Here is a 25,056-nt window from a genome sequence, read left to right on the forward strand (position 1 = left end):
TACCGGTTCACTTTTCGCATTCTGGCTGCCCGCTACAGCCGTTGCCATAGTCGACCGGCCAATGCTTGATGCCGGTGATGAACGGTGACCGCAGCCGCTCGGGAACCCCGGCGGACGTCAGGTCGGGCATGGTGTCGGCGATCGCATTGAACATCAGGTCGATCGTCATGCGGGCCAGGTTGGCGCCGATGCAGTAGTGGGCTCCCGTGCCGCCGAAACCGACGTGTGGGTTCGGGCTGCGCAGGATGTCGAACGACTGGGGATCGTCGAAGACCTCTTCGTCGAAGTTGGCCGACCGGTAGAACATGACCAACCGTTGGCCTCTGCCGATGGTGACGCCGCCAATCTCGGTGTCCACCAGGGCGGTACGCTGAAACGCGGTGATCGGCGTGGCCCAGCGGATGATCTCATCGGCCGCGGTTGCGGGGCGGTGGGCTTTGAACAGCTCCCATTGGTCCGGGAAGTCGGTGAAGGCCATCATGCCCTGCGTAATTGAGTTGCGGGTCGTCTCGTTGCCCGCAATCGCGAGCGTGACCACGAACATCCCGAATTCCGCCTCGGTGAGCCGGTGGCCGTCGACGTCGGCCCGGACCAGCGTCGTGACGATGTCATCGCCCGGCTCTGCGGCTCTGCGTTCTGCCAATTGCATCGCGTACCAAATCATTTCGGCCGCCGAAGTCAGCGAATCGTGTTCGGCGAATTCCGGGTCGTCGCTGCCCACCATCTGGTTGGACCAGTCGAAGAGCTTGTCGCGATCCTCGGCCGGCACCCCGAGCAACCCGGCGATCGCCTGCAACGGCAGCTCGCAGGCCACCTGCCTGACGAAATCGCCCGAACGCTGCGCCGCGGCCCGCGCGGCGATCTGACGGGCCCGCTCGGCGAGGTCGGCCCGCAAACGTTCGACAGCGCGCGGAGTGAATCCGCGCGCCACGATCTTGCGCAGGCGACTGTGTTCGGGATCGTCCATCATGATCATCGACGTCCGGCCGAGCTCGATCTGCGCCTGCGCCGATTCTTGCGGGTAGCGCGGGACCACGGACTTCTCCGCCGAGGAGAAGATGTCGCTGCGCAAAGAGATCTCGCGAACGTCGCGGTGCTTGCTCACCACCCAGTAGCCGCCGTCGCCGAAGCCGCCCTGATCCATCGGTTGCTCGTTCCACCAGATCGGCGCCGTGGCGCGCAGTTCCGCCAGTTCTTGTTCAGGTAACCGGTGCGCGTAGATGTCCGGGTCGGTGAAGTCGAATCCCGCCGGCAGGTTGGGGGCGGCCATAGCGTGGCTCCTTGCAGGCTCCTCGAGGAGGGTCAACACGATGCTATCGACGCGCTGCTGAGCGAGCGCAAGACTTTCGCAAGAAATCCGCGAACGTCAGGCAAGTGGGCCGCGGCACGCTGAGCGGCATGAAGATTGCGGCGATGGTTATTGCGGTGCTGGCAGCCGGCGCGTTGGCGACAGCGAGTCCCGCCCACGCGGATGCGATGGGCGATGTACAGGAGCTGCAGCGGCAGACCTCTGAATTGCATGCCGGTTGGGACAGTTTGAGCATGGACCAGCGAAGCCAGCAGCTGGCGCGACTGCAGCGGCAGGCGACGATCGTGCAGCGCGAGGTGGACGATCTGCCTCCGGAGCAACGGCCCGAGGTGCAGGCCAGGCTGACTCAGGTGACCTTCGAGCTGACCGACATCCTGCATAAGGTGTGGCCAACGCCTTGAGGTCAGTCCTGTTGTGGCGGTGACATTTTGAGGCCGGCCCCGGCATCGAGATGGGTTGCCGCGGCAACGATGGCGCGGTCGATCTGACGCAACGGATGAAGTACCGAGGGGTGCCGTTGCGGATCAGGCCCGGACGCCGCCGGGTTGAACGTGCTGTCGTGCTGCCGCGCCAGCGTCTCGGCGGCGTCCAGGGCGTCGGCCGCCGAGATGACGGGGTCGGCCTGCGCACCGTCGAGCGTCGCGACCAACGAATCGATATTGCGCTGAATCTGGTTCGCCGCAGCCGTCACCGCGGCGGCCAGTTCCTGCGGGCAGTCCGGGTTGCGGTACTGCCCGCTGCGCCGCGCCAGCATCCGGGCGTAGCGATCGCAGGCTCGGAACAATCTCAGCCTGCGCTGGACGCTGCGCCGGCCCGCCAACCCCGCGACGCCCGCCAACAACGGTTTGGCGGTGGCTCGGACCTGGTGCAGCTTGCGGTCGAGTTGGCGAGCCTGCTCGGTCGGGCCCGCCGTCGAGTCGTGGTCGAACATGGTCGCGATCGAGCTCCCGATCAGAGTAGACAGCTCGGCCAGGAAGTCGCGGGTGTCGTTGCGCAGGACGGTGCCGATATTGGTGGGCAACACCAGGATTGCGACGGCGACACCGATCACCGCGCCGATCGCGGTCTCTTCGATCCGCACCAGCAGCACGTCGAAACTGAACTGGCCGAGCAGCCCGTACAGCAGCGCCAGCATCGTGGTGATCCAGAAGGCCATCAGGCTCTGGGTCAGCTGCATGAAATAGAAGGCACAGAACAGACAGGCGAAAATCATCACCAGCGAGGCGGTGCGGTCACCGGCAACCAGCGTGGCGACCAGGATTCCGCACGGCACACCGAGCACGGTGCCCAGCAGTCGCTGCCAGCCCTTGGTCAGGGTATCCCCCCAGGTGTTCGTCCCGGCGAACACCACGAAGGCGGCGATCACCGCCCAGTACCAGCGCGCTGGTGACACCAGGTCGCCGGTGACGATCGCCAGCGACGCCGCGACCGAGGCCTGGATGGCTTGCCTGGTCGTCGGGAGCAGGCCACCCCGGGAGCCGTCAGAATCGGGGTCGGAATCGGTGTCAGAGTCGGAATCGGTGTCGGAGTCGGAATCGGCGTCGGTGTCGGCGTCGGCGTCGGGTTCCTGGGCGGTGGCGCCGTCGGCAACGGCATGCTTGATCTGTTCACGTACTTCCGACGTCGCGGTCGCGGCGGCGACGATCGCCAGGGCGAGGCGGCGAACCGCGGCCTGCGGCGGTTCCCCGGATGCCGCGGGTTGGCGGTCCAGGATGGCCTGCGCTTGGTCCGCCGCACGACGCAGCCCTCCCCGATCGGGAACCCCGATGGCCCAGACGAGCTGGTTCAGCGCGGTCGCCAGCTCTGCCCGCGTTATGGCGTCGACCTGCCATTGTTCCGATGCGGCGCGGATCCCGGCGATGGCAACCCATTCGACAGCGAGTTCGGCGTCATAGAGCCACGGCGCCAATTGATCGCCGCCGCGGCCGAGCCATAGTGCGGCGGGGTTGGCCTTGTCCTCGATCTGGTCCTGCACCATCAGTGCCGTCTCGTTGAGTCGGGCGATGCGCACTCGCAGGCGTCGCCGGCGCCGCTCGTCGAGACGGCCGCTGCGCACGACATCGGCGGTGGTGTCGACGACGATCGCCATCCGCGCCCGCAGAGAGCGAATCGTGGCTTGCAGCACGCGTTCCGGACGATCGGGCAATAGGTAGGCGGTCATCAGAAAGGTGCACAAGGTGCCCACCAGCACGGCGAGGACCATCCACGGCAACTCGTGCACACCGGCGTGTAGGAAGAGGTTGAAGAAGTACGCCATGAACGCGACCATGCCGAGAGCACGCCCGCGGGGGCCGAAGCGGCGGATGTAGACCGCGACGAACACGACCACCACGAACACGATGTCGCTGGCCAACGGGTATGGCGAGAGGAATGCGGCCGCGGTGATGGACAGCGTTGCCGGCACCGGCAACAGCGCCATCGTGATCCGTTGTTGGCGGGGGTCGGGCTCGTTGACCGATCGCGCGGCGATCATCGTGATGACGGCGCCCAACAGGGCGACGGTCAACGGTTGGTGGACCGCGCTGGTCAGCGCGTACATCGCCAATAGGGAGCAGGCCAACGCAATTGTGCTGCGGATGGCCAGCCGCAGCCGCAACAGGCCCGGGTCTGATCCGACGGTCCAGGTGCGTGCGCGTTGATAGCGCTCGGTGATCGATCCGTTGAGGATGGCGGTCTTCATCCCTGCGGCAGGGTGAATGTCGGAACGGTGGTATGCCCGATGCAGGACTGGTCGACATCGGTGTGTGGATTGTCGACGAATGCCGTCATGATCTGTTGCGCGCAGGCCGACGTGGGAATCACGCCGTGGCCCACGCCCGGGAAACGCAGCGCGACCGAGTTGGTAAGACCGGGCGTCACCTCCTTCACCCACTGCGGCGCGGTGCTGGAGTCGAACGAGCCCGACAGGATCAGCGTCGGAACCTTGCTCAGCACCGGGAGCGTATCGGCCGTATCCGACCGGCCCAAACCCCAGGCCTGGCACTCGCGGAAGATCCAGCTGCCCGTCGGGGTGATGCGCAGCACCGAGTCAGGCAAACCGGGCATCGCCTGCCGTGCCTGGGCCAGGGCCTGATCCGGGTTGGTCCACGCGGCCATCTCCTGGCAGTACGTGCCCAACGCCAATCCGGCACCCAGCAGGCCGCGCTCTGGTCCGGACGGCGCGCCGGCGGCTATCCCGGCACCGGCCAGGGCCCCGTCCCCGCGGGAGAGGTTGTAGATCATCCGGGGGATGTCGACGACCTTGGCCGGATCGGCGCTCCAATCGAGCACCAACGGGACCAGTTTGAACCCGTCGATGGTCACGCGTGTCGGCGCACCGCCCGGGGTCGACGTGGTGACTTCGATCGGGTTCTGGCTCAACCTGTTCACGGTGTCGAGGAAGACCGTGGGCAGATTCGGGTACGCAGTCGCGCAGGCCGGTTGGTTGGCGCACGCCACGAAGATTGCGGCCAGGCCGCTGGCCGGGGCGTCCCACCAGTGGTCGACGATATTCACGTGCGGCGCCACCACCGAATCCAGGACCATCGATCGGATGCCCTTGGGGTGGTCGCGCAGGAGTTGCTGGGCCAGATCGGTGCCGTAGGAGACGCCGTAAACGTTCCACTGGTCGATGCCGAGTTGCTCCCGTAGATCCGCGAGGTCGGCGGCGTTCTCCCGGGTGTCGTAGGCCGCGAAATCGGTACCGGACGTCGACAGCCGGTTGCGGCAGGCGGTGACGGCAGCGGCGTCGAGATCCGCGGTGCTGGACTCCTGGAACACCATTTGCACTGCGCGGGTTGCGAAGTCGTCCATTTCCGGACAACTCAGGTGTGGGTCGCTGTGCACGGTGCCGCGCTGATTGACGAAGATGACGTCGCGGTCGGCGTTCATCCCGGCGGCCACCACTGCCGGCGCGTTCAGCGTCCCGGCGCCGCCGGGGCCGCCGGCCAGGAACACGATGGGGTCGGGCTTGGGCGTGTTGCCGGCGGCCTTCACCCGCGCGACGAGAACCCGGATCGTGCGGCTTTTGGGGTCGTCACGGTTCTCCGGCACGGTGAGGTAGCCGCAGGTGTAGTTCGATCCCAGGTCTGCTTGCGGGACTCCCGGGAAGTTCGGTTGCGGGCAGGCTGCGCCCGCATACGAGATCCGGCTCGTCGATCCGTGGGAACATCCGACGATGCCCGCGATCAGCACGACGCACAGCAGGTGGACCAGCTCCCGGCGCCCGGGAAACGGTGGTAAGGGCAAAGGAGGCTGCTCAGGCCGCCGGGGTGAATTTGATGGCGGCCAGCTTGAGCCGTTCGATAGCCTCGGCGAATTCCTCGGCCCTCGGAATCCGATTGTCGCGGAACTTCAGTCCCATTTGGCGCTGCGCGCGCTTGACGTCATAGGACTGCGCGCAGCGCAGGTAGAGATCGCGGGTGACGGCGCGGTCCTCGACGAGTTCGCCGCGCATCGGGGTGGTCTGGCCGTTGTAGACCACTCGTGCGGGGCCGCCGCCGCGGAAGTTGTACTTCCAGGCCGCACTGGCCAGCGCATAGAGGTCGCCGTCGATGACGTGAGCGCTGACCGGCAGTTTGAACTGCTTGCCGGACTTGCGCCCGGAGAAATTCAGCACCATGAACTGCTGGCGCAGCGAACCGCCCAGCGGGGTACCCAGCAAGAAGCTCAACGCGGGGTTGACGGCTTTGAGCAAGGCTGACGGTGGATGCCCGACGTCAACCGCATGCGACTGTTCTGTCATGCGTTTCACCGTAGACAATCCCAGCGTGCCGCGGGAGACGCCGCGGTCTTGCCGAGTGTGACCTCGGGGCGGGGATGGGGACGGGGTCGGCTGCCGGGCCACACATAGCACAGCGCCGCGGGGCGGCAGGGCCCCGCGGCGCTGTGCGTACCGGAGTCGATCAGGGGGTGATTGTGGTCTGCTCGTCGATGACCGCGGTGGCGTCCATCAGCGGACCGGCCTCGGCGTCAGGTGCGTCGGCGTCGAGCTGAAGCACGAAAAGACCGCTCGGGCCAGTGATCACCACCGTCTTCTGGGCGACGGTGCGTGTCTTGCCATTCTTGGTGTAGGACCCACCGAATTGCCACGCCGGGAAACCGCCGAGGGTGGATTCCTTTCCGTTCGCGCTGCCGCCCTCGAACTGGGGCAGATTCTTCAATTCGCCGGGCGCGTATTCGAAGATCTTGTTCTGGTCGACGTTCCCTTCGAGCTTGGAGACGACCGCGACGATCGTGGGCGCGTCGTTGGGGTCGGCCGGCGCGTCGAAGACGATACCGCCGTAGGGGGCGCCCTGACCTTCGGGAACGGTGTGCCAGCCGTTGGGTACCGGCAGATTGATCGTCGGGGAGCCGGGATCGCCGTGGTGCACCGCGATCTCTTTGATGTTGGCCTCGCGGATGTAGTCGGCGATGGTCTTGTTGGCTTTGGCGCCCGACGTGGCGCTGGTTGTCGCGGTTGAGGTTGCCGTCGACGTCGAGGTCGACGTGCTCGTCGACGTCGATGTCTTGACTTCGGTCTTGGTCTCGGAGTGGCAGCCAACCAGCGTCAGGCTCAGTGCCACCGTTGCGACTACCGCCGTGAGGTCCTTCATCTATCGCATCTCCAGAAGTTCTGGCACCGGCATCTGTGCCGGTGACGTCGCAGAAGAGACTAGCCGAAATGCGCAATCAGTCGTCAGGATGTGTCAGATACGTAGCGAGCGTCGTTTGGTGAAAAGGCCACTGGAATACCCGGCGTGCAGTAAGAGAAATCTATGCGGTCCGGCAAGGCCATGAGGAGCCCCAGAACTCTCGTCGCCATGGGCGCGGCGCTGGCTCTCTTTGTGCCGTTTTTTCTGCTGTCTCCCACGGCATACGACGGTGAGCCCGCGGCGGTGAGCAACCCGCTCGAACATGTCGACACTCTCGTCGGCACGGGTACCGGCGGGGACATCGTGGGGGAGATCAATAATTTTCCCGGTGCCACCGTGCCTTTCGGCATGGTGCAATACTCGCCCGACACCGTCGGCAATTACGCCGGTTATGACCACGCGAACGAGCGCGCCACCGGATTCAGCATGACCCATGCCTCGGTGGGCTGCCCCGCGTTCGGTGACATCTCGATGCTGCCGACCACCAGTCCCGTCGGCTCCCGGCCGTGGCGCGCCTGGGATCGAATCGCGCACGACGACACCGAGTCCGGTGTGCCGGGTTACTACACGGTGCGGTTCCCCGACACCGGTGTGAAAGCCGAACTCACCGCGACCACCCGAACCGGACTGGGCCGGTTCAGTTTCCCGCGGGACAACCGGCCGGCGCTACTGCACGTGCGCTCCGGCGCATCGCTGGCGGGCAACTCGCGGGCGGCGATCCAGATCGGCGAAGACAACACCACGATCAGCGGATGGGCGACCAGCGGTTCGTTCTGCGACAAGCAGAACACCTACACGGTGTACTTCGCGATGGAGTTCAACCAGCCTTTCTCGGCCTACGGCACCTGGGACGGCTATTCGGTGTATGACGGTGCCCGTCAGGCGAATTCACCGTACAGCGGTGGTTATGTGCTGTTCCCGGCGGGCGCGGTGATCGAGGTGCGGACCGCCATTTCCTACGTGAGTGTCGATGGTGCCCGGGCGAATCTGGCCGCCGAGCGGGGAGACTTCGACGGCGTGCGCACGGCCGCCTCGAGCGCGTGGCGCGGTGCGCTGTCGCGCATCATGGTGTCAAGCCGCAGCCCCGGCAACGTGACGACCTTCTACACGTCTCTGTACCGATCGTTGCTGCATCCCAACACCTTCAACGACGCGGACGGCCGCTTCATCGGCTTCGACAACGCGATTCACACTGTGGCGCAAGGCCGAACGCAGTACGCCAACTTCTCCGACTGGGATACCTACCGCAGCCTGGCCGCGCTACACGGGCTGTTGTTCCCCAAGGAAGCCAGCGACATGGCGCAATCGTTGGTCAACGACGCCGAGCAGAGCGGGTCGCTGCCGCGCTGGGCGCTGGCGAACGCCGCGACGGGCCAGATGACCGGCGACAGCGTGGTCCCGCTGATTGTGAACTTATATATGTTCGGAGCGAAGGACTTTGACACCGCCACGGCGTTGCGCTTCATGGTCAGCGGCGCGACTCGGGGCGGTACCGGTGTCAATGGCTATGTCGAGCGACCGGGTATCGGCGCCTACCTGCGCCTGGGCTATGTCCCGCAGCTGACGGAATTCGGTCCCGGCGCCTCGATCACTCTGGAGTGGTCGATCGACGACTTCACCATCTCCCGATTTGCCGCCGCGCTGGGGCGAAACGACATCGCCGACGAATTTCAGAATCGTGCGCAGTACTGGCAGAACTTGTTCAATCCGACCACTGGATTTATCTCACCGCGCAGCCCGAGTGGGCTTTTCCGTGACGGCCCAGGTTTCAGCGAGTCGAGGTCGGCCTTCGGTCAGCCCGGTTACGACGAGGGCAACGCCGAGCAGTACCTGTGGCTGGTGCCGCAGAACGTCGCCGGCCTGGTGACCGCACTCGGTGGACGCAAGGCCGTCGCCGCGCGCCTTGACCGATTCACCAAGCGTCTCAACGAGGGTCCCAACGAGCCCTACCTGTGGGCCGGAAATGAACCGGGTTTCGGTGTGCCCTGGTTGTACAACTACATCGGCGAGCCGTGGCAGACCCAACGTACCGTCGACCGGGTCCGTGGGCTGTTCGGTCCCACCCCGGACGGCGCACCGGGCAATGACGATCTCGGCGCGATGTCCAGCTGGTATGTCTGGGCCGCCCTGGGGTTGTATCCGGTCACCCCCGGTACCGCCCTGCTCGCCATCAACACACCGCTTTTCGATCGCGCTGTGATCTCTTTGCCGGCAGGACAATCCATTCGGATCACCGCTCCGGGGGCATCCGGACTCAACCGCATGAAGTACATCAGAGGTCTGCGCGTCAACGGTGAATCGAGTGACCGCACGTATGTTCCCGAGTCGTTGATCAGCACCGGCGGCGACGTTGCGTTCACCCTGGGCGCCCGACCCGACAGCTGGGGCACCAGCGCATCTTCGGCGCCGCCGTCGTTCGGCGCGGGCAGCTCCACGGTGGCCATCAATGTTGCCCGCCCGCTGGCGACCATCGCGCCCGGAACGACCGGCACGTTGACCCTCGACGCCCAGCGGATGATCGAGGGACCCCGAGACTACCTGCTCACCGGTACGTCCTATGCGCCTGGAATCGCGGTCGCACCGGCCCGCGGCCGGTTCGCTGATGACGGGTCGGCGGAGGTGGACGTCGCGATCACCGTGGCGCCGTCGGTACCGGACGGTTACTACCCGGTGTACCTGACCACCACCGTGAGCGGAAGCAGTAGATATGCAACCGTCATGGTCGACGTCTCGGGGGCGGAGTCGGCCGAATAGGCCGCTAGACCATGTCGTTCTTGGTGAGCCATCGCATCACCGGCCAGCCGACGAACACCGGGAGCCAACAGGTGAGCACCCGGTACAGCAGCACCGAGGGCACGCCGATGGCGGCGGGCACTCCGAAGGCGGCCAGCCCACCGATCAGTGCGGCTTCCACCGCTCCGACGCCGCCCGGGGTGGGCGCCGCGGATGCCAGTGTTCCCCCGACCATCGTCACCACCGTGACGGTGACGAACGTCGTCCCGCCGCCGAAAGCTTCGACGCTGGCCCACAGTGCCAATGCCGCGCCCAGCGTCGTTCCGGCAGCGCCCAGGACGATCAGCCCCAGACGCTGGGGCTCGCGCGCCAGATCGGTGAGGTCGCGGGTGACCTCCCCGACCTTGGGGCGCAATTCGGTTGCCAGCCAACGCCGCAGGTTCGGCACCAACAGGAAGGTGCCGATGATGCCCAGCGCCACACCCGCAATCAGGTACAGCACGGTGGCGTTGGGTACGAAGTGGGACAGATCGGTCGATGTTCCGGCCACAGCGCTGAAGAAGATCAGCAACGCCAGGTGGACGATCACTTGAACCGATTGCTGTAACGCCACCGCCGCGGTGGCGCGCAGGGCGGTCAAACCGCCCTTCTGCAGGAACCGGGTACTCAACGCCAGACCGCCGACCCCGGCCGGGGTGGTCGTGGCGGCAAAGGTGTTGGCTACCTGCATGATTGACAACTTGGAAAAGCTCACTGCGCCGTCCGCGCAGGCCCACAGGGCACCGGCGGCGCCGACGTAGGTCAGCGCTGACACCGCCAGCCCCAGCAGCGCCCACCACCAGTTCGCAGTCCGCAGCTCGTGAAAGAACGTCGGCACGGTGCTGATGAAGGGATATGCCACGTAGACCAGCGCGCCGATCAGGACCAGCTGGATGAATTGGCTGCGGCTGAACCGGGTGATGGTCTCGGTTTCGATTTCGTCGGCACCGGTCTGCCGCTGCACCTGCGCCCGCGCGTCGGCCATCACCACCTTGGGGTTGGCCACCGATTGTCGAATCCTTTTAGGCACAGCAGATTTGGTGAGTCGACGCGACGCCGTCAAGATGCTGTCCTTGCCGAAGGCCGCGATCGCCGCGGCGACCGCGGACTCGGCGTCATACAGCGCGGACGTCGTCACCAGCAGCTGCGCGATGTCGGACTGCAGTTGGGCGTCGGTGGCGCCGTATTCGGCGGCGCCGAAGCCCCCGAACAGCACCTTGCCGTCGGCGACCGTGATCTCGTTGCAGCGCAGATCTCCGTGCGAAATCTGGTGGCTGTTGAGAATCCTCAGCGATTCCCAGACGCTCGCGACCGGTGTCGTGCTCGCGCATTCGTCCAGCGGCATTCCCTGCACGGGTTGATGCGCGTACATCGTCCAGCCGCGATCCAGCGCGGCCAGTGCGATCGCCGAGGTGTTGGCGACCCCGGTGTCAGCGATGGCGATGGCCATCAGCGCGCGATGTTCGACGGCGCGGCGCAGGGAGGTTTGCAGGGGTGCGGTCTCCGAACCGCGCAGCCGCAATTTCCACCACAGTTGGCGCAGGGCACCACCGCTGCGTTGGTGCGGGCCGTACAACTCGACCGCCGCGCGGGCGGACGGTTCGGTCGACTCGGCCGACAACACCAGCGGTCCCGGTCCGCCGGGGCGGACCACCAGCAGCCGTGACACCAGAAATCCGCGCTTGGCCATCGCTCGGACTGCGCCCTCCAGCGGCACTTCGAGCGCGGGCGTGCCGACGACCAGAACGACAAAAGCGCCGACGAACCAACCCACCGCCAACCCCACCACGGCGCGCGCCGGCACGATGGCGCTCACCACGAGGTGGATGGGTACGAACGCCAGCAGCAGTGCCCACCACCAGTGCCGCCAGCGCGCCGGCAACCACGGCCCGGACACGGTGAGCACCGCCGCCAGCATCGCGATCCAGCGTGGGTCGTCGAGAAACTGCGCCGGCACCGTGGTGAGCTTGTCGTTGAGGTCGAAATGCCACCGCGGCGCCGCGATGCGGTTGCTGCTGATCGACAACGGCAGAATGGCCATGAATGCGGCCGCTCCGTATGCGCCCAGCAACTTCCACTGCCGGGACAGGATCAGGCCGATCAGGATCACGAAGGGCAGCGCCAGGATCGCGGTGCCGTAGACCAGGTACACCAGATCGGACTGGGTGGGGGTGAGAACCCCGACGATCTCCGAGAGCGACTTCTCGAGCGCAACCCAGCGAGGACGGGTGATCAGGGAGCTGGTGACCACCGCCACCAGGAAGAGTGCGGCCAAGACGAGCCGGATGATGTCGTTGGTGCGTCGGGTCAGGGGTTGCAGCAAGCTGCCGGACACGGTGATGTCGCGGCCGTCAACTCGCATGTGCAGGGGTCCTTTGAGATCCTTGGGATCCGTCTTCCGGGGTGTTGCCGTCGGCTGTTTCTACGACAACTTAACGTGCGCGTCGGCTCACACACTGCTGATGTAGTCTCGCGGCTGTTGTGTTCCGGTGACTAGGAGGGCTGACATGGCACGCACCGAGAACGACTCCTGGGAAATCACCGAGAGTGTGGGCGCGACGGCGCTGGGTGTGGCCGCAGCTCGGGCGGCCGAGACCGAGAGCGAAGTCCCGCTGATCCGGGATCCCTTCGCGCGGGTGTTCCTCGACGCGGTGGGCGACGGGGTGTGGAACTGGTTCGCCAAGCCCGACCTACCCGCCGCGATTCTCGAAACCGAGCCGCAGCTGCCCGCCCAGATGCAGTCGATGGTCGACTACATGGCGTCGCGGACAGCCTTCTTCGACACGTTCTTCATCGAGGCGGCTCGCTCGGGAGTGAGTCAGGTCGTCATCCTGGCGGCCGGTCTGGATGCGCGGGCCTGGCGGTTGCCCTGGCCGGCCGGGACGACCATCTACGAACTCGACCAGCCAAAGGTGTTGGAGTTCAAGGTGTCGACGCTGGCTCAGCATGGTGCCGAGCCGACCGGCAACCGCGTTCCCGTGGCGGTGGACCTCCGCGAAGACTGGCCGGCAGTATTGCAGCAGGCCGGGTTTGATTCGTCGGCGCCCAGTGCCTGGTCCGTTGAGGGTTTATTGCCTTACCTGCCTGCGGTCGCTCACGAGCTGCTGTTCGAACGCATTCAGAATCTCGCGGCACCCGGCAGTCGGATTGCGGTGGAGGCGCCGGGACCGGATTGGCTCGACGAGGACGTACGCGCGCAGCGACGGGAGCGGGTGGATCGGATACGGGCGGTGATGGCTCAGGTCGATCCGCAGCGTGAAATGCCCCGCACCGATGACCTGTGGTACTTCGAGGAGCGCGAGGACGTGGGCGAGTGGTTGCGCCGGCACGGCTGGGACGCGACGGCGACGCCGTCGCCCGAGCTGATGGCCAGCTACGGACGCGGCGTGCCGGACGGGGTGCAGGACGCTTCGCCGCGCACCCAGTTCGTGTCGGCGGTGCGGGGGTAGGGGCCGAATTCTGGTGCGTACGTCGCGCCGGCGCCTCGGTTTCAGTCCTCGGACTGATTCCTGAGTCGTTGGGCTAGCTGTTCGCCGGCAGGCGTGAGTCCCAGCCAGACCCTGAATTCCCATGATGCGGGCTCGTCGTGGTGGGCGACGAAGAGGTCGTGGACGCGTTCCATGGCCGCGTCGATCGACAGATTCCAGCCAGTGAATTTCTCGCCGGGGTAGGGAAGATCCCCGACTCGCATGAGTCCGTCTTCCAGGAGCGACCTGACGGTCTGCACTGCCAAGTCTTTCCGGGTCCGATCGTTTTCAGATAATCGATAGTGGGATATCGCGGTTTCGACTTCCGCAAGAGGTACCCAGTCGGACAGCGCACTGATCAGCAGCGCCGCGCGGAGACGGTCTCGGGGTGTCCTGGCGGGCTGATGTTCAGCGGGTTGGTTCTCATCTGGTTGAGTCGTGACTCTCCTAACTGACTCCTGATTCCGCAATGCGTGGCTCGCCTTCCGGCGTCGGTCAGCGAGCCACGTCATGGATGCTCATCCCGGGGTGAATTCGTCTAGGTCGGGTAGTTCGTCTTTGCCCAGCACCGGTGGTCCATGGTGGGTATGAGGCGGGCGGACGGGGTGCGGTACGGATTCTGGTGGGACGGGGCCGGCAGCGGCTAGTGGTGGTGCTGGCCGTGTTCGACGCAACGGACACCGGCGGCGACGGCGGTGCGGATCGCGCGGGGCGTCTAGGCGTGCACGGTGACGTAGGTGCCCCAGTTCTCGGCCGCTTCCACGGCGGCGCGCATCTCGGCCTCGGTGAACTGAGCGACGTCCAGCGGGTCGTAAGCCGAGGCGACGCCGCCGCCAGCCATGAGCTTGAGTTGTGAGGCGCCGCGGCGCAGCATTTCGCGTGCGCCGCGCAGGACTTCGGCTTCGCCGTCGGCGATGACGGCTGCGCCGATGATCTCGAGTAGCTGAGGTGGCCGCAGATGCCGCGGGGTACCTCATGAGGCTTCCGGAAATTGCCGTGCTCGCCGGTCTGAGAGATGAAGCCGCCGGCAGGGTAGATGCGCGGTCCCAGAATGTTGCCGTCGTCGATCGCCTGCTTGATACCGCCAGCTGGAATGAGGCTACGCAATAGTCCTTCCGGCCGCGCCGCCTACCTGCGAGTGCACTAGGCGTCTTCCGGCTCCGTAGCCGCGCCTTCGCCGGGATGGTTACGCCAGTGCCGGTAGAGGCGCCGCGCGGCGAACACGCCGATGATCGCGGTGACGCACCACACCGCGATCGCTGCATACGCCAGGGGCGACGAGCGATCCCGGATCGACGCGCCCAGAGCCGTGTAGACGAACGCGCGCGGCGCCGACCCGATGAATGATCCCATTGCTATCTGCCACAGCGGAATTCCGAAGGCGCCGAACGTGTAGGAAGCAAATGCGTCCGAGATGCCGGGGACGAAGCGTTGACCCACGACCGCCCACAATCCGCCTCGTTCGATCACCGAGTCGATCCGCTGCGCCCGCGTGGGACCTACCAGCACTCGTGCGCTGTCCCGGCCGGCCCGGCGCCCGACGGTGCTGGCCACGATGGCCGTGCCCATCGCAGCGCCGAGTGTCACGAAGAGGCCCACAACGGGACCGAACAGCAGCCCACTGCCCGCAGCCAGGATGGACCCCGGCAGGAACATGGCGCCCAGTAAACCCGACAGGATGACATAGACGAGCGGAGCCATGGGTCCGGTCGCTTCCACGGTGCGTCGCACCGCGTCGATATCGACGACTCGCGCCACGGCCACCAGATAGAACATCGTGAGCAGGAAGGCGACAAACACGATCAGTCGCACGACGTGGCGTCCCCGCGGCGCGGCCGCCGAGCCGTCGTCGTCAACCATGGGGGCCGCCGGTGCCGCCGGCCAGCCGCCGCGCCAACCCGCTGGCCCGCACCGCCCGCCGCGCGATCGCGGCCCGCACCGAGCTCTCCGGGCCGATCACCCGCACCTTCCGCTTCGCCCGGGTGATGGCGGTGTAGAACAGCTCCCGCGTCAGCAACCGCGAATCCTCCGGCGGCATGAGCACGCTCACCTCCTCGGCCTGAGAGCCCTGACTCTTGTGAATGGTCATGGCGTGCATGGTCTCGACCTCGGACAGGCGGCTGGTGGCGAACTCCAGCAGTTCGTCAGCGCCGGCGATGACTGCCCGAAGCGCGCCCTGCCGGCCCGCGCCGTCAACCAGCGTCACCCCGGTGTCGCCGTTGTAGACGCCCAATCCGTAGTCGTTGTTCGTCACCAGCACCGGCCGTCCGGGGTACCACGGCGACCAGATCGGGTCACCGGTCGCCTCGGCCAGCCACCGCTCCACCTGGCGGTTCCAGTGCGCGATCCCATATCGTCCCCGACGGTGCGCACACAGCAGCCGATGCTCGTCGAGTATGGCCACAGCGGCCTTCGGGTCACCGAGCACCGCGGCCTGCCGCAGCGCAAGGGCATGTGGCACAAGCACTTTGCGAAGGTGCTCGGTAGGGTCCTCGGTGTCGATCCATTCGATGTGGTCGCCACCGGACCGCAGCAAATCGACGGTCAGATCGGCGTGACCGTCGCGAATCGACGACGCTAACTGGCCGATCGACTCGCCGAATCGGTGCGAGGTCCGCAACGCCGCGATCCGCGCATCGTGGCGCGCGCCGAGTCCGTCCACCAGGTCGGCAAGCACCGCACCCGCCTCCACCGAGGCCAACTGGTCGGGATCGCCGACGAGGAGCAGCCGGGTCTGTGGGCGCACCGACTCGAGTAGCCGCGCCATCATCGTCAGTGACACCATCGACGTCTCGTCGACCACGATCACATCGTGGGGCAACCTGTTGCCCCGGTGATGACGAAACCGCGAAGACGTATCCGGCCGACTGCCCAGCAGCCGGTGCAGCGTGGTTGCCCGCAGACCCGAGACCCGTTGCCGGTCGACGGGATCCAATGCATTGACTTGAAGCTGTACCGCCTCGTGCAGACGTGCCGCCGCCTTGCCGGTCGGTGCCGCCAGTGCGATGCGCAGTGGTGGGCTGCCCGCCAACTGAGCCTGTTCGGCGAACAGCGCCAGCAGCCGGGCCACGGTAGTGGTCTTGCCCGTCCCCGGGCCGCCGGTCAACACCGTCAGTCCTTGTTGCAGGGCAATGCGGGCGGCCTCGCGTTGTTCCTCATAGCCGGCCGGAAACAACCGGTCGATGTCGGGAACCGGCGAGCGGCCGGGCCGGGACAGTAGCGCCGAGAAGTCGTCGGCGACCTGCTGCTCCTCGCGCCAGTACCGGTCCAGGTACACCAGCGTGCCGTCATACACGCGCAGCACCGGCGGCCGGCCGGCCAACGGGCTGGCCATCACTGCCGCGAGCCAGTCCGGCGTCGACGGCCACGGCAGCTCCGCGACACCGACCTGAGACTGCACCGACGGCAGGTCCACACACACCGAGCCCCCGCGCAGCGCGCGTACCACGAATGCCAGCGCCAGCGCGACGGTGGGGTCCGGCTCACCCGACATCGCCGTAAGGCGCTGCGCCACATGCACGTCGGACGATTCGAGCACGCCGGCGTCGTTGAATGCGCGCAGCAGGCCGGTTGCGCCGACGGCCTGCCGGCGGTCAGCGGGTTCGAGCGTCTCGGCCGTCATGCGGCCGTCCCGCGCGCATCGAGCAGATCGGAGAGTTCGGTCACCAACTCCGCAGGCGGTGCCCAGCCGAACACCCCGGCCGGATGTCCGTCCAACACCGGGGTATCGGGCCCGCACATCCCGCGCAGAAACAGATACAGCACGCCGCCCAGATGTCGTTTCGGCTGGTAGCCATGCTGCCGCCAGCGCAGAAAACGATGCAGCACAACGCTGTACAGCAACGCCTGCAGCGGGTAGTCCGAGTGCAGCATCGCTTCCGCCATCCGGGGCTGCGTGTAGTCCGCGGCGGTCAACGGCCGGTCCGGCTCGCCCAGCCAGTTGGTCTTGTAGTCGACGACCAGAAAACGGTGCCCGGCGCCGTGCGGAATCCGTAGCACGGCGTCGACCGAGCCGCTGAGATAGCCCCGCAAGTATTGGCCGCCGAGTGCGTCACCGATCAGCCGGTCGGCGTACGAGGCCAGCGGGTCGTCGACGCGAAGATGGGAACGCAACAGCCTCCCGACGTCCGCCAGTCGCACCTGTACGTCGGCATCCCGAACGTCGCCGCCGGCCAGCGGAAATTCAAAGTCCAACTCGCGCAACCGGTCCGGCAGGCCGATCTGACGCAGCGTCAGCCCCGCGGCCAGTGGTCCCAGGGGTGTGTCGTGCATCGGCAGCAGTGCCGCGGCCAGCTGGGGCGCGGGGACGTCGACCGGCCACCACGCCGAGTGAACATCGATCTGCTTCTGCAGTTCCGCGGCGAGGTCGGCCGCGAAGGGGTCGCTGGTTTCCAGCACCGCGTGCACCAGCGTGCCGAACTGCGCACCGGTCGGCAGCTCGGCCATGGGGGAGGGCAGGTTCGGTGCGGGAGCCGTCCGGGTGAGCGGGATGTCGGCGACTTCGTCGTCGAGTTCGGCGAGCTCGGGCTCGCTGCTCACCCCGCCGGCCTGGTCCGCGACGCGGATCAGGCCCGAATACGAGGTGCGTCGCCAGGCCGTGTCGATGGCCCGGTGGAAGTGGCGGATGCCGAGCTCGGACGGTTCCGGCCGGTCGGTCATTCGCGGCGCCGCCGCGATCACGGACTCCTCCACGACCGGACCGCCGGCGTCCTGCCACTCCCGCAGCCGCTCCCACGCCTCGTCATCGGTGATCTTCGCGGGTTCGCAACGATCCGGGACCGCCGACTCCCCGGGACGCCGGCCCCGCAACAGCCGGGAGAGCCCGCCGTTGGGCTCGCCGTGAGCCGGTGACCACCAGGCCACCACCTGCGACTGGGCTCGGGTCAATGCGACGTAGGTCAACCGGCTGTCGTCACTGGCCGTTTCCTTGCGGCCCAGACGTTCCACATCCGCGAAATCGGGACTGTCCTGCCCGCCGATGTGCAGACATCGCTGTCCTTGATCGTGGAACAGCACCAGGTCGCGGTCGCCGATGTTGCGATTGAAAGCGAACGGCAGGTACACCACCGGATACTGCAGCCCCTTGCTCACCCAGACCGTCATGATCTGGACTGCGGCGGCGTCGCTGTCGATACGGCGGTTGCGCTCGGTGGCGCCGGCCCGTTCCTCCCGTTGTCCCCGCAGCCAGTCTCGGAGCGCGGGCAGGGAATAGCGCTCCCGGTGGGCGACCTCCTGCAGCAGTTGCGTCACATGCGCAAGATCGGTCATGTGCCGCTCACCGCCGTACCACGACAGCACCCGGTCGGCCATGCCGCGCAGCTGCGCGGCCTCGAAGATCGCGGCGACGCCCCGTTCTCGGGCATGGTCCGCCCACTCCCGCAAGGTGTCGGCGATGTCGTCGGTGAGCGCGTCACCGCCGGCCGCCAGCTCTGGCGCAGTCTTGCCGAAGAACATGGTGGTCGCTGCTGCTCGCACGACGCCGGGGCGGTGCGGCTGATCGAACGCCTCCAACAGCGACAGCCAGTCGTCGGCGGCTTCGGAGCTGAACACGTCCGAGTCCCCGGTGTAGACCGCGGCGATACCGGCCTCGGTGAGGGCGCGGTGGCAGGCGCGCGCATCTTTGTGGCTCTCCACGATCACCGCGACATCGCGTGCTTCCAGCGGCTTGCCGTCGAAGGTAGCCGCGCTCGCCAGCAGTCCGCCGATATCGGCGGCGAGATCGCGGCCGATGTGCTCGCGCAGTTCCTCAATGGGCAGATTCTGGGTTCCCTTGCGGCCCAGAGCACGTCGGTGTACTACCCGAAGCCGGAAGGGATCGTTGTGCGGAGCGCCGGCGAGGCGATGGCCGACGTGCGAGGCGGCGACGTCGTGGACCACGATCGCGGGGTCGCCGAGTTCCGCTCCGCGCAGCACGGCTTGCAATCGTTCGACGAGCGCGCTGTCGCTGCGCCAGTTTGTGACCAGCGTGCGCTTGTCACCGGCAGTCCGGGCCGCGTCGAGGTAGGTGACGATGTCACCGCCACGAAACGCGTAGATGGCCTGCTTGGGATCCCCGATCAGGATGAGCGTGGATCGCCCGCTGAAGGCCCGGTCGATCACCTGCCACTGGACCGGATCGGTGTCTTGGAACTCGTCGACCATGACGATGGGCCAGCGCTGGTGCATCCGGGCCCGGGCGGGCGAATCGTCGGTATCCAACGCCGCGGCCAGCCGGATCAGCAGATCGTCGTATCCCAGCACACCCCGGCGCCGCTTGCGCCTTTCCAATTCGGTGAGAACGTCGTTGGCGAAGGTGACACGGACCGCGGCGCGTGAGCCCGGTTCCGGGTCGCGCGGGCGCAGCTGGGTGGACGGATTGGCGACCACCGTACGGGCGATCCGCAGCGCCTCCCGGTAGGTCAACGCCGGGTCGTCGCGCTCGCGCCCGAAGTGTGCCAGGTAGAGATCGTCGACGATCTCGGTGACGAGGTCGTTGAGGTCTTCGAGCAACGTGACGCCGGAGTCGGTATCACCGGCCGCACCAAGGGATTTCAATACCAGCTGGCAGAACTGGTGGGTGGTGGCGATGGTGGCGGCGTCGAAGCCCGCCAGGGCGTCGCGCAGTCGCTGCCTTCGTGCGTCTCGCTGCGCATCCGTGCCGTCGAGCAGATACCGCACCAGATCGTTGCCCGCGGCGATGGTGGGGTCGCCGAAAGCCGCCACCGCGTCGACGATCTGGCAGCGCACCCGCTCGCGAAGCTCTTGGCTGGCCGCGCGGCCGAAGGTGATGAGCAGCATCTCGTCGAGCGTCGCGTGGCCATCGGCGACGTAGCGGGTCACCAGACCGGCCAACGCGAATGTCTTGCCGGTTCCCGCGCTGGCCTCCAGGACGGTGGTGGACCGCTCGGCGGGCAGCGGGCCGAGCAGGTCGAATGGTGCCATCATCTCGGCCTCCGCTGGGCGCGCGACTCAGCCTGCAGCATGGGCAGCCACAGGCGAGCGGCGAAGGCGCCCAGGCGGTGCTCTTCCCCCGCGGACGGCTCACCGGGCCGCAGCGGTTGCATGAGGTCATTGAGCCGCGCGTGGCGGCCCCAGGCCCGTACCTGGGCCTGGTCTTGATCCTCCGCGGGATACAGACCACTTCGCCACCGGTATTCCGCCTGCTTGACCGGGTCGTCGCCGCAGTGCCGCGCCACCGCCCACGCGTAGGACGTCTTGATGGGTAACGGAATCGGCTCGCGGCGGCCGGCATCGTAGATGGCCACCAGGTCCCGCAACACGTCAACAGCGGTCTGTCGCGGACGTCCCAGATGTTCCTCCCGCGGAGTCGTGCCCCGCTTGGGCCGGCCGATGCAGACCGCCGACCAGTCCCGGACAGGTTCGTGAGAGTGCAACGCCAACAACGGAATCCATGATTGGAGCAGGTGTTTGCCGTCGAGCTTGGAGTAGGTGACCGAGACCAGATGATCACCGAACACCTGGGGCACCGTACCGGTCACACGCCGTCCGCCGAGATCGATGTCGACGTCGTAGGTCGCGCTGTCCGTGCGGCGGTGTCCCAGTGCTGCCGACGCCAGCAAGGCCGCCTGATCACGGATCTCGGTCACCTTGCGCCAGCCCAGCTGGCCCGGGGGCAGCATGCCACGCCGCCATTCCGCCTGCCGCGCATCGTCCGGGGCCAGCCCGCCCATGATGTCGCTCAGCATCCGGTCGCCGACGGTCCATTCTTCGAGTGCGTTGATGTCGACCGGCATGGCGTCCTGAACACCGTCGACGTCCCAGGGCAGGGTGTACTCCAGAGCCCGGAAAAAGCCCTTCACCGGGTCTTTGAAGAATGCGATCAGATCGGCCAGGGCGACGTCGTCGGGCGGTGGTGCCGGGAGTGGACCGCAGATCAGCCTCGGTTGCTCGGATCGTTTCCCAGCGGAAGAGCGGGCCGCGCGCAGCACTGTCGGATCGAAGCTGAACGGGGCGTCGGGCACCAGCTCGCCGCGTTCCACGTTGCGGACGTCGAAGGGCTGCAACGGATGTGCCACCACGATCCGCGAACGGACCGGCTCGGCGGTGGTCATGTCCAGGGCGTCGAGCAGTTCGGCCAACGGAACGGCCGGGGGTCGGCGTTGGCCCGAGTATTCGTTGGCACCGGTATAGGTGATGACCAGATTTCCGGTGGCCGCGCCGATGGCGTCCAGCAACAGCTGCCGGTCCTCGGAGCGGATATCACGCTCGCCGGTGAGTGGCTTCCGGGCCAGCACGTCGTCGCCGTCGACGACGCCGAGCCGCGGGAACATCCCGTCGTCGAGGCCCACCAGGCACACCACCCGATGCGGGACCGAACGCATCGGCACCATCGTGCACACCGTCAGGGTGCCGGTGCGGAAGTTGGCGCGGGTGGGACGCCCGGCGAGGTGCCCGTGCAGCAAGGAGCGGATGTCGGGCAGTCGCAGCAGGGTCTGATCCCTGGCACCCGCCGTGCGCAACACGTCGGCGAACTCGCGTTGCATCTGACTGGTCTGCCAGGCGTCGTCCTCGTCGGTACGGGTCAGCAGGCCGATGCCGTCGGTCAGGGCCGTCAGCCACTCCCGCAGCGGTCGCGCTCCGGTCAGCGAGTCCACGACGCGCTGCAGCCGGTCGATGTACTCGGCGAACTGGCCGACCAACTCGACTCGGTTGCTGCCGACGTCATCGAGGGGGAGCGTCGAATCGATCCAGGCGTGCGCGGTCTCAGACATCGCGACCCCGGCCAACACCCGGTCCAGGCCGAACCGCCACGTGTTGTGCACGAAATCCACCCCGAACGGCACGCGGTGTTCCTGATCGAAGCCCCACCGGATGTTCGCCTGGCGTACCCAGCGCGTGATGCCTTCCAGATCGTCGTCACTGAAGCTGAACCGCGCCCGCACCGGGGCGGCCTGGGCGAGGTTGAGCACTTCACTCGAGGTGACCCGGCCGCCGGCCAGAGTCAGCAACTGCGACGCCACACCCAGCAATGGATTGGTTTGCAGCAGTGAGCGATCGGCGAGCCGGACCCGGAGTCGATGGGCGGGGTGCGCGCCGCCCACCACGTCGCCCAGACCGAAGCCCGCGACGATGAGCGGGGCATAGGTCTCGATGTCGGGGCACATCACCAGGATGTCGCGTGGCTCCAGCGTCGGGTCGTCGGCCAGCAGGCCGAGCAGTACCTCCCGCAGCACGTCGATCTGCCGGGCCGGGCCGTGACAGCTGTGCACCTGCACCGACCGGTCATCGGTCGCGAGCAGTCGGCCATCCGGACGGACAGCGTTGGCGGCCAGGTCGGCCTGCAACCAGCCGAGCAGGGTGTCCCGGCGATCGGGCTCGCCGAGCGCCTCGTCGGTCGCGGCCGCGGACGGCAGGCTTCGCTGCAGCTCACGTAGGTCGCGGCCCAGAGTCGCCAGCAGCGGATGACCCACCTGCCGATGGCTTGTGTCGTTGCGTCGGGGCACGGTGCCCCGACCGCCGTCCAGTGCCCGCCACAGTGTGTCGCTGGGGTGCGGCAGCCACAGATGCAGGTCGTGGTGGGCGGCGACGGCTTCGAGTAGCTCCACGTCGGTGCGTGCCAGCCGGGTGTGACCGAACAGGGACAGGCGCGACGGCAGGCCGGCCGGACCGTCGCGCAACGTCTCGAGCGTCTTGGCGTGCCGGACATGCGGGGGATCGGCGGGAATCGTCGCGACCAGCGCGCGCCACAGCTCGGGTTGCCAGTGCAGATCGGAGTCGAGGTCGCCCAGATCCCCGGCCAGCCAGTCGACCAGCAGTCCGGGACGTTGCCGCGCGTACGAGGCGAACAAACCCGCCAGCCGGCGTGCGACCGCATACCGCCGGCCCCGGCGCAGCTCGGCCTCGTCGCCAACATCGAAGTGTCCCAAATGTTTTGCCAGGGTGCGGCACCACGGCTCGGTCAACGAATTGTCGATCACCTGCAGCAGCGGCCAGGTCATCGCATCCGGCGACCAGGGGTCCTCGTCGAGGGTGCCGACTATCTCGGCGATCAGTGACGCCGGGCTGCGAAACGATACGCCTGCGCAGACGCCGTCGCCACGATCCGGTGCGCACCCCAACCGGTGAGAGAGCCGCTGGCTGAGCCAGCGTTCCACGCCGCGCGCCGGCACCAGCACGAGCTCTTCGGCGAATGGATCGGGCAGGGGATCGGCCAGCAGCGCGCCGAGACCGTCGGCAAGCAGGTCGGTCCGTTCGGCACGGTGGAGATGAAGCGCCATTGCGGGCCACCCTAGACGGCCCCTCCGACACCGGTGGCGCTCCGGGTGTGCAAAGTCCGCGCGGGGCCGGGCTGATCGCACGAGACGGGCGAACGTCGTGGGGCAGGCTTGGTGCACTCCGTCGGACCCGCTTGGCATGCTGGGGCCATGAACAGAGACGAGATCACCCAACAGATCGTCGTTGCACGGGTTTCCAAGGGGCTCAGTTGGCAGCAACTGGCCGACGCCATCGAGCGGCCATTGCTGTGGACGACGTCGGCGCTGCTGGGCCAGCACCCGATTCCCGCAGATCAAGGGAAGGTTCTGGTCGACCTGCTGGGCTTGGACGAATCCGCCGTCCCGGTACTGGCGGCACCGCCGATGCGTGGCGGGCTGGGCAGCGTGGTGCCCACCGACCCCACCATCTATCGGTTCTACGAGGCGCTCCAGGTCTACGGTGGGGCCCTGAAAGAGGTGATCCACGAACAGTTCGGTGACGGCATCATGAGCGCGATCAACTTCAGTGTCGAGCTCCAGAAGAAGCCGCACGAGTCGGGCGATCGGGTGGTGGTCACGTTCGACGGGAAATTCCTTCCCTATCAATGGATTTCGGCTCAGGGTTGAGGGGGCGGCGATGGCGGAGCGGCGTTACCCGAACCCCCGGCGCAAACCTGTCGATCTGGTCCTCTCGGGCGGCGGGGTCAAGGGTGTGGGACTGGTCGGTGCCGTGGTCGCGGTCATGGAAGCCGGCTACTCACTCAAACGGGTCTCGGGCGTCTCAGCGGGTTCGCTCGTCGGTTCGATCCTGGCCGCCGCGTCCAACGGCGATCAGCTGACCACCGGACAGATCAAAGAGCTCGCGCTGACCCTGCCGTACGAGAAATTTCGCGACACCGGGCCGGTCGGTCATCTGCCGGTCGTAGGTCCGGCCTGGGGTCTGCTGCGCGAAAATGGCATGTATCGAGGAGATTTCGCGCATGAGTGGATCCGCGGCGAGCTGAAGAATCTGGGCGTGCGGACCTTTGGCGATCTGGCCCTCAGCGACAGACAAATGCCTGCCGAACGCCGCTACCGGCTGGTGGTCACCGTCACCGACCTGACGACCGGTCAACTGGTGCGGCTGCCCTGGGATTATCGGCGCCGCTACGGCCTCGATCCCGACGAGCAATCGGTGGCGGACGCGGTTCGCGCCTCGATGTCGATTCCGTTCTTCTTTCGGCCGGTCAGTCTGACCAGCGCGGCAGGGCGCACATCCACGCTGGTGGACGGCGGCGTCTTGTCGAACTTTCCGATCGACTCGTTCGACCGGCCGGACTGCAAGTCCCCGCGCTGGCCCACCTTCGGCATCACGGTGGTGCCGCAGCTACCGGAAAGCAACGACCAGCTGATTCCCGGGGTGAGCGCGTTGCGGCTCCTCGGCCCGCCGTCGGTGCTCCTGGAGCAATTGATCACCGCCATGTTCGTCGGTCACGACCAGACCTATCTCAGCCAACCGTGGGTAAGCGCGCGAGCGATCCGGGTCGACTCGACCGCGGTCAATTTCCTGGACTTCAGCATCTCGCGGGAGGAAGCCGAAGCCCTGTACAACAAGGGCTACGAATCGGCCGAGGCATTTCTGTCGACGTGGAACTGGGTCGACTACCTCGAGCGGTTCCGTCAGTACCAATGACCGGAACTTGGCACGGATGCCATGTCTTGCA

General features: G+C 67.0%; 17 protein-coding genes. 5 read left to right on the forward strand and 12 right to left on the reverse strand.

Going from position 1 to position 25,056, the window contains the following annotated elements:
* Nucleotides 1-7: 7 nt before the first annotated feature.
* Nucleotides 8-1,270: a cytochrome P450 gene (locus JX552_RS05185; protein ID WP_205876393.1), complete on the reverse strand. Its 1,263-nt coding sequence runs from the start codon at nt 1,268-1,270 to the stop codon at nt 8-10.
* A gap of 104 nt (nt 1,271-1,374) precedes the next feature.
* Between JX552_RS05185 and JX552_RS05190 the strand changes: the two genes are divergently transcribed.
* The gene (locus JX552_RS05190; RefSeq protein WP_205876394.1) at nt 1,375-1,710 is read left to right on the forward strand and encodes a hypothetical protein; all 336 of its coding nucleotides are present in this window, start codon (nt 1,375-1,377) and stop codon (nt 1,708-1,710) included.
* 2 nt (nt 1,711-1,712) lie between these two features.
* On the opposite strand, the gene JX552_RS05195 is transcribed toward JX552_RS05190, so the two are convergent.
* The 4 genes from JX552_RS05195 to lpqN form a co-directional block, all read right to left on the reverse strand.
* Nucleotides 1,713-3,989 (reverse strand): FUSC family protein, encoded by a 2,277-nt coding sequence (locus JX552_RS05195; RefSeq protein WP_205876395.1) that lies wholly within the window; start codon nt 3,987-3,989, stop codon nt 1,713-1,715.
* On the reverse strand, nt 3,986-5,536 hold the full coding sequence (locus JX552_RS05200) for an alpha/beta fold hydrolase (protein ID WP_241010885.1): 1,551 nt from the start codon (nt 5,534-5,536) through the stop codon (nt 3,986-3,988). Before JX552_RS05200 ends, JX552_RS05195 begins: the two co-directional genes overlap by 4 nt.
* A gap of 10 nt (nt 5,537-5,546) precedes the next feature.
* Entirely contained in the window at nt 5,547-6,032 is a 486-nt protein-coding gene (locus tag JX552_RS05205) for a hypothetical protein (RefSeq protein WP_205876396.1), read from the reverse strand.
* 160 nt (nt 6,033-6,192) lie between these two features.
* Nucleotides 6,193-6,882: an envelope biogenesis lipoprotein LpqN gene (gene lpqN, locus JX552_RS05210; RefSeq protein WP_205876397.1), complete on the reverse strand. Its 690-nt coding sequence runs from the start codon at nt 6,880-6,882 to the stop codon at nt 6,193-6,195.
* A gap of 180 nt (nt 6,883-7,062) precedes the next feature.
* Between lpqN and JX552_RS05215 the strand changes: the two genes are divergently transcribed.
* Nucleotides 7,063-9,675: a GH92 family glycosyl hydrolase gene (locus tag JX552_RS05215; RefSeq protein WP_205876398.1), complete on the forward strand. Its 2,613-nt coding sequence runs from the start codon at nt 7,063-7,065 to the stop codon at nt 9,673-9,675.
* A gap of 4 nt (nt 9,676-9,679) precedes the next feature.
* Here the strand turns inward: JX552_RS05215 and JX552_RS05220 are convergent, their stop codons facing one another.
* Nucleotides 9,680-12,055: a lysylphosphatidylglycerol synthase transmembrane domain-containing protein gene (locus JX552_RS05220; RefSeq protein ID WP_205876399.1), complete on the reverse strand. Its 2,376-nt coding sequence runs from the start codon at nt 12,053-12,055 to the stop codon at nt 9,680-9,682.
* A gap of 145 nt (nt 12,056-12,200) precedes the next feature.
* Between JX552_RS05220 and JX552_RS05225 the strand changes: the two genes are divergently transcribed.
* Nucleotides 12,201-13,142: a class I SAM-dependent methyltransferase gene (locus JX552_RS05225; RefSeq protein ID WP_205876400.1), complete on the forward strand. Its 942-nt coding sequence runs from the start codon at nt 12,201-12,203 to the stop codon at nt 13,140-13,142.
* A 41-nt stretch (nt 13,143-13,183) separates the two neighbouring features.
* Here the strand turns inward: JX552_RS05225 and JX552_RS05230 are convergent, their stop codons facing one another.
* The 6 genes from JX552_RS05230 to recC form a co-directional block, all read right to left on the reverse strand.
* A complete protein-coding gene (locus JX552_RS05230; RefSeq protein ID WP_205876401.1) occupies nt 13,184-13,420 on the reverse strand; it encodes a hypothetical protein in 237 nt (78 codons plus the stop codon).
* 455 nt (nt 13,421-13,875) lie between these two features.
* The gene (locus JX552_RS31850; RefSeq protein WP_346779308.1) at nt 13,876-14,118 is read right to left on the reverse strand and encodes an amidohydrolase family protein; all 243 of its coding nucleotides are present in this window, start codon (nt 14,116-14,118) and stop codon (nt 13,876-13,878) included.
* Nucleotides 14,119-14,303: 185 nt separating this feature from the next.
* Nucleotides 14,304-15,020 (reverse strand): TVP38/TMEM64 family protein, encoded by a 717-nt coding sequence (locus JX552_RS05240; protein WP_205876402.1) that lies wholly within the window; start codon nt 15,018-15,020, stop codon nt 14,304-14,306.
* A complete protein-coding gene (gene recD / locus JX552_RS05245) occupies nt 15,013-16,782 on the reverse strand; it encodes an exodeoxyribonuclease V subunit alpha (protein ID WP_205876403.1) in 1,770 nt (589 codons plus the stop codon). The genes JX552_RS05240 and recD overlap by 8 nt, the downstream gene beginning before the upstream one ends.
* On the reverse strand, nt 16,779-20,081 hold the full coding sequence (gene recB / locus JX552_RS05250) for an exodeoxyribonuclease V subunit beta (protein ID WP_205878251.1): 3,303 nt from the start codon (nt 20,079-20,081) through the stop codon (nt 16,779-16,781). The genes recD and recB overlap by 4 nt, the downstream gene beginning before the upstream one ends.
* Complete coding sequence (recC, locus tag JX552_RS05255) at nt 20,081-23,377, reverse strand: exodeoxyribonuclease V subunit gamma (protein WP_205876404.1); 3,297 nt, start codon at nt 23,375-23,377, stop codon at nt 20,081-20,083. Before recC ends, recB begins: the two co-directional genes overlap by 1 nt.
* 147 nt (nt 23,378-23,524) lie before the next feature.
* On the opposite strand from recC, the gene cynS reads away from it, so the two are divergent.
* The gene (cynS, locus tag JX552_RS05260) at nt 23,525-23,980 is read left to right on the forward strand and encodes a cyanase (protein ID WP_205876405.1); all 456 of its coding nucleotides are present in this window, start codon (nt 23,525-23,527) and stop codon (nt 23,978-23,980) included.
* 10 nt (nt 23,981-23,990) lie between these two features.
* Nucleotides 23,991-25,025, forward strand: coding sequence for a patatin-like phospholipase family protein (locus tag JX552_RS05265; RefSeq protein WP_205876406.1), 1,035 nt, complete (start codon nt 23,991-23,993; stop codon nt 25,023-25,025).
* Nucleotides 25,026-25,056: the final 31 nt, after the last annotated feature.

The organism is Mycobacterium gordonae (genome assembly GCF_017086405.1).
GTDB lineage: Bacteria > Actinomycetota > Actinomycetes > Mycobacteriales > Mycobacteriaceae > Mycobacterium > Mycobacterium gordonae_D.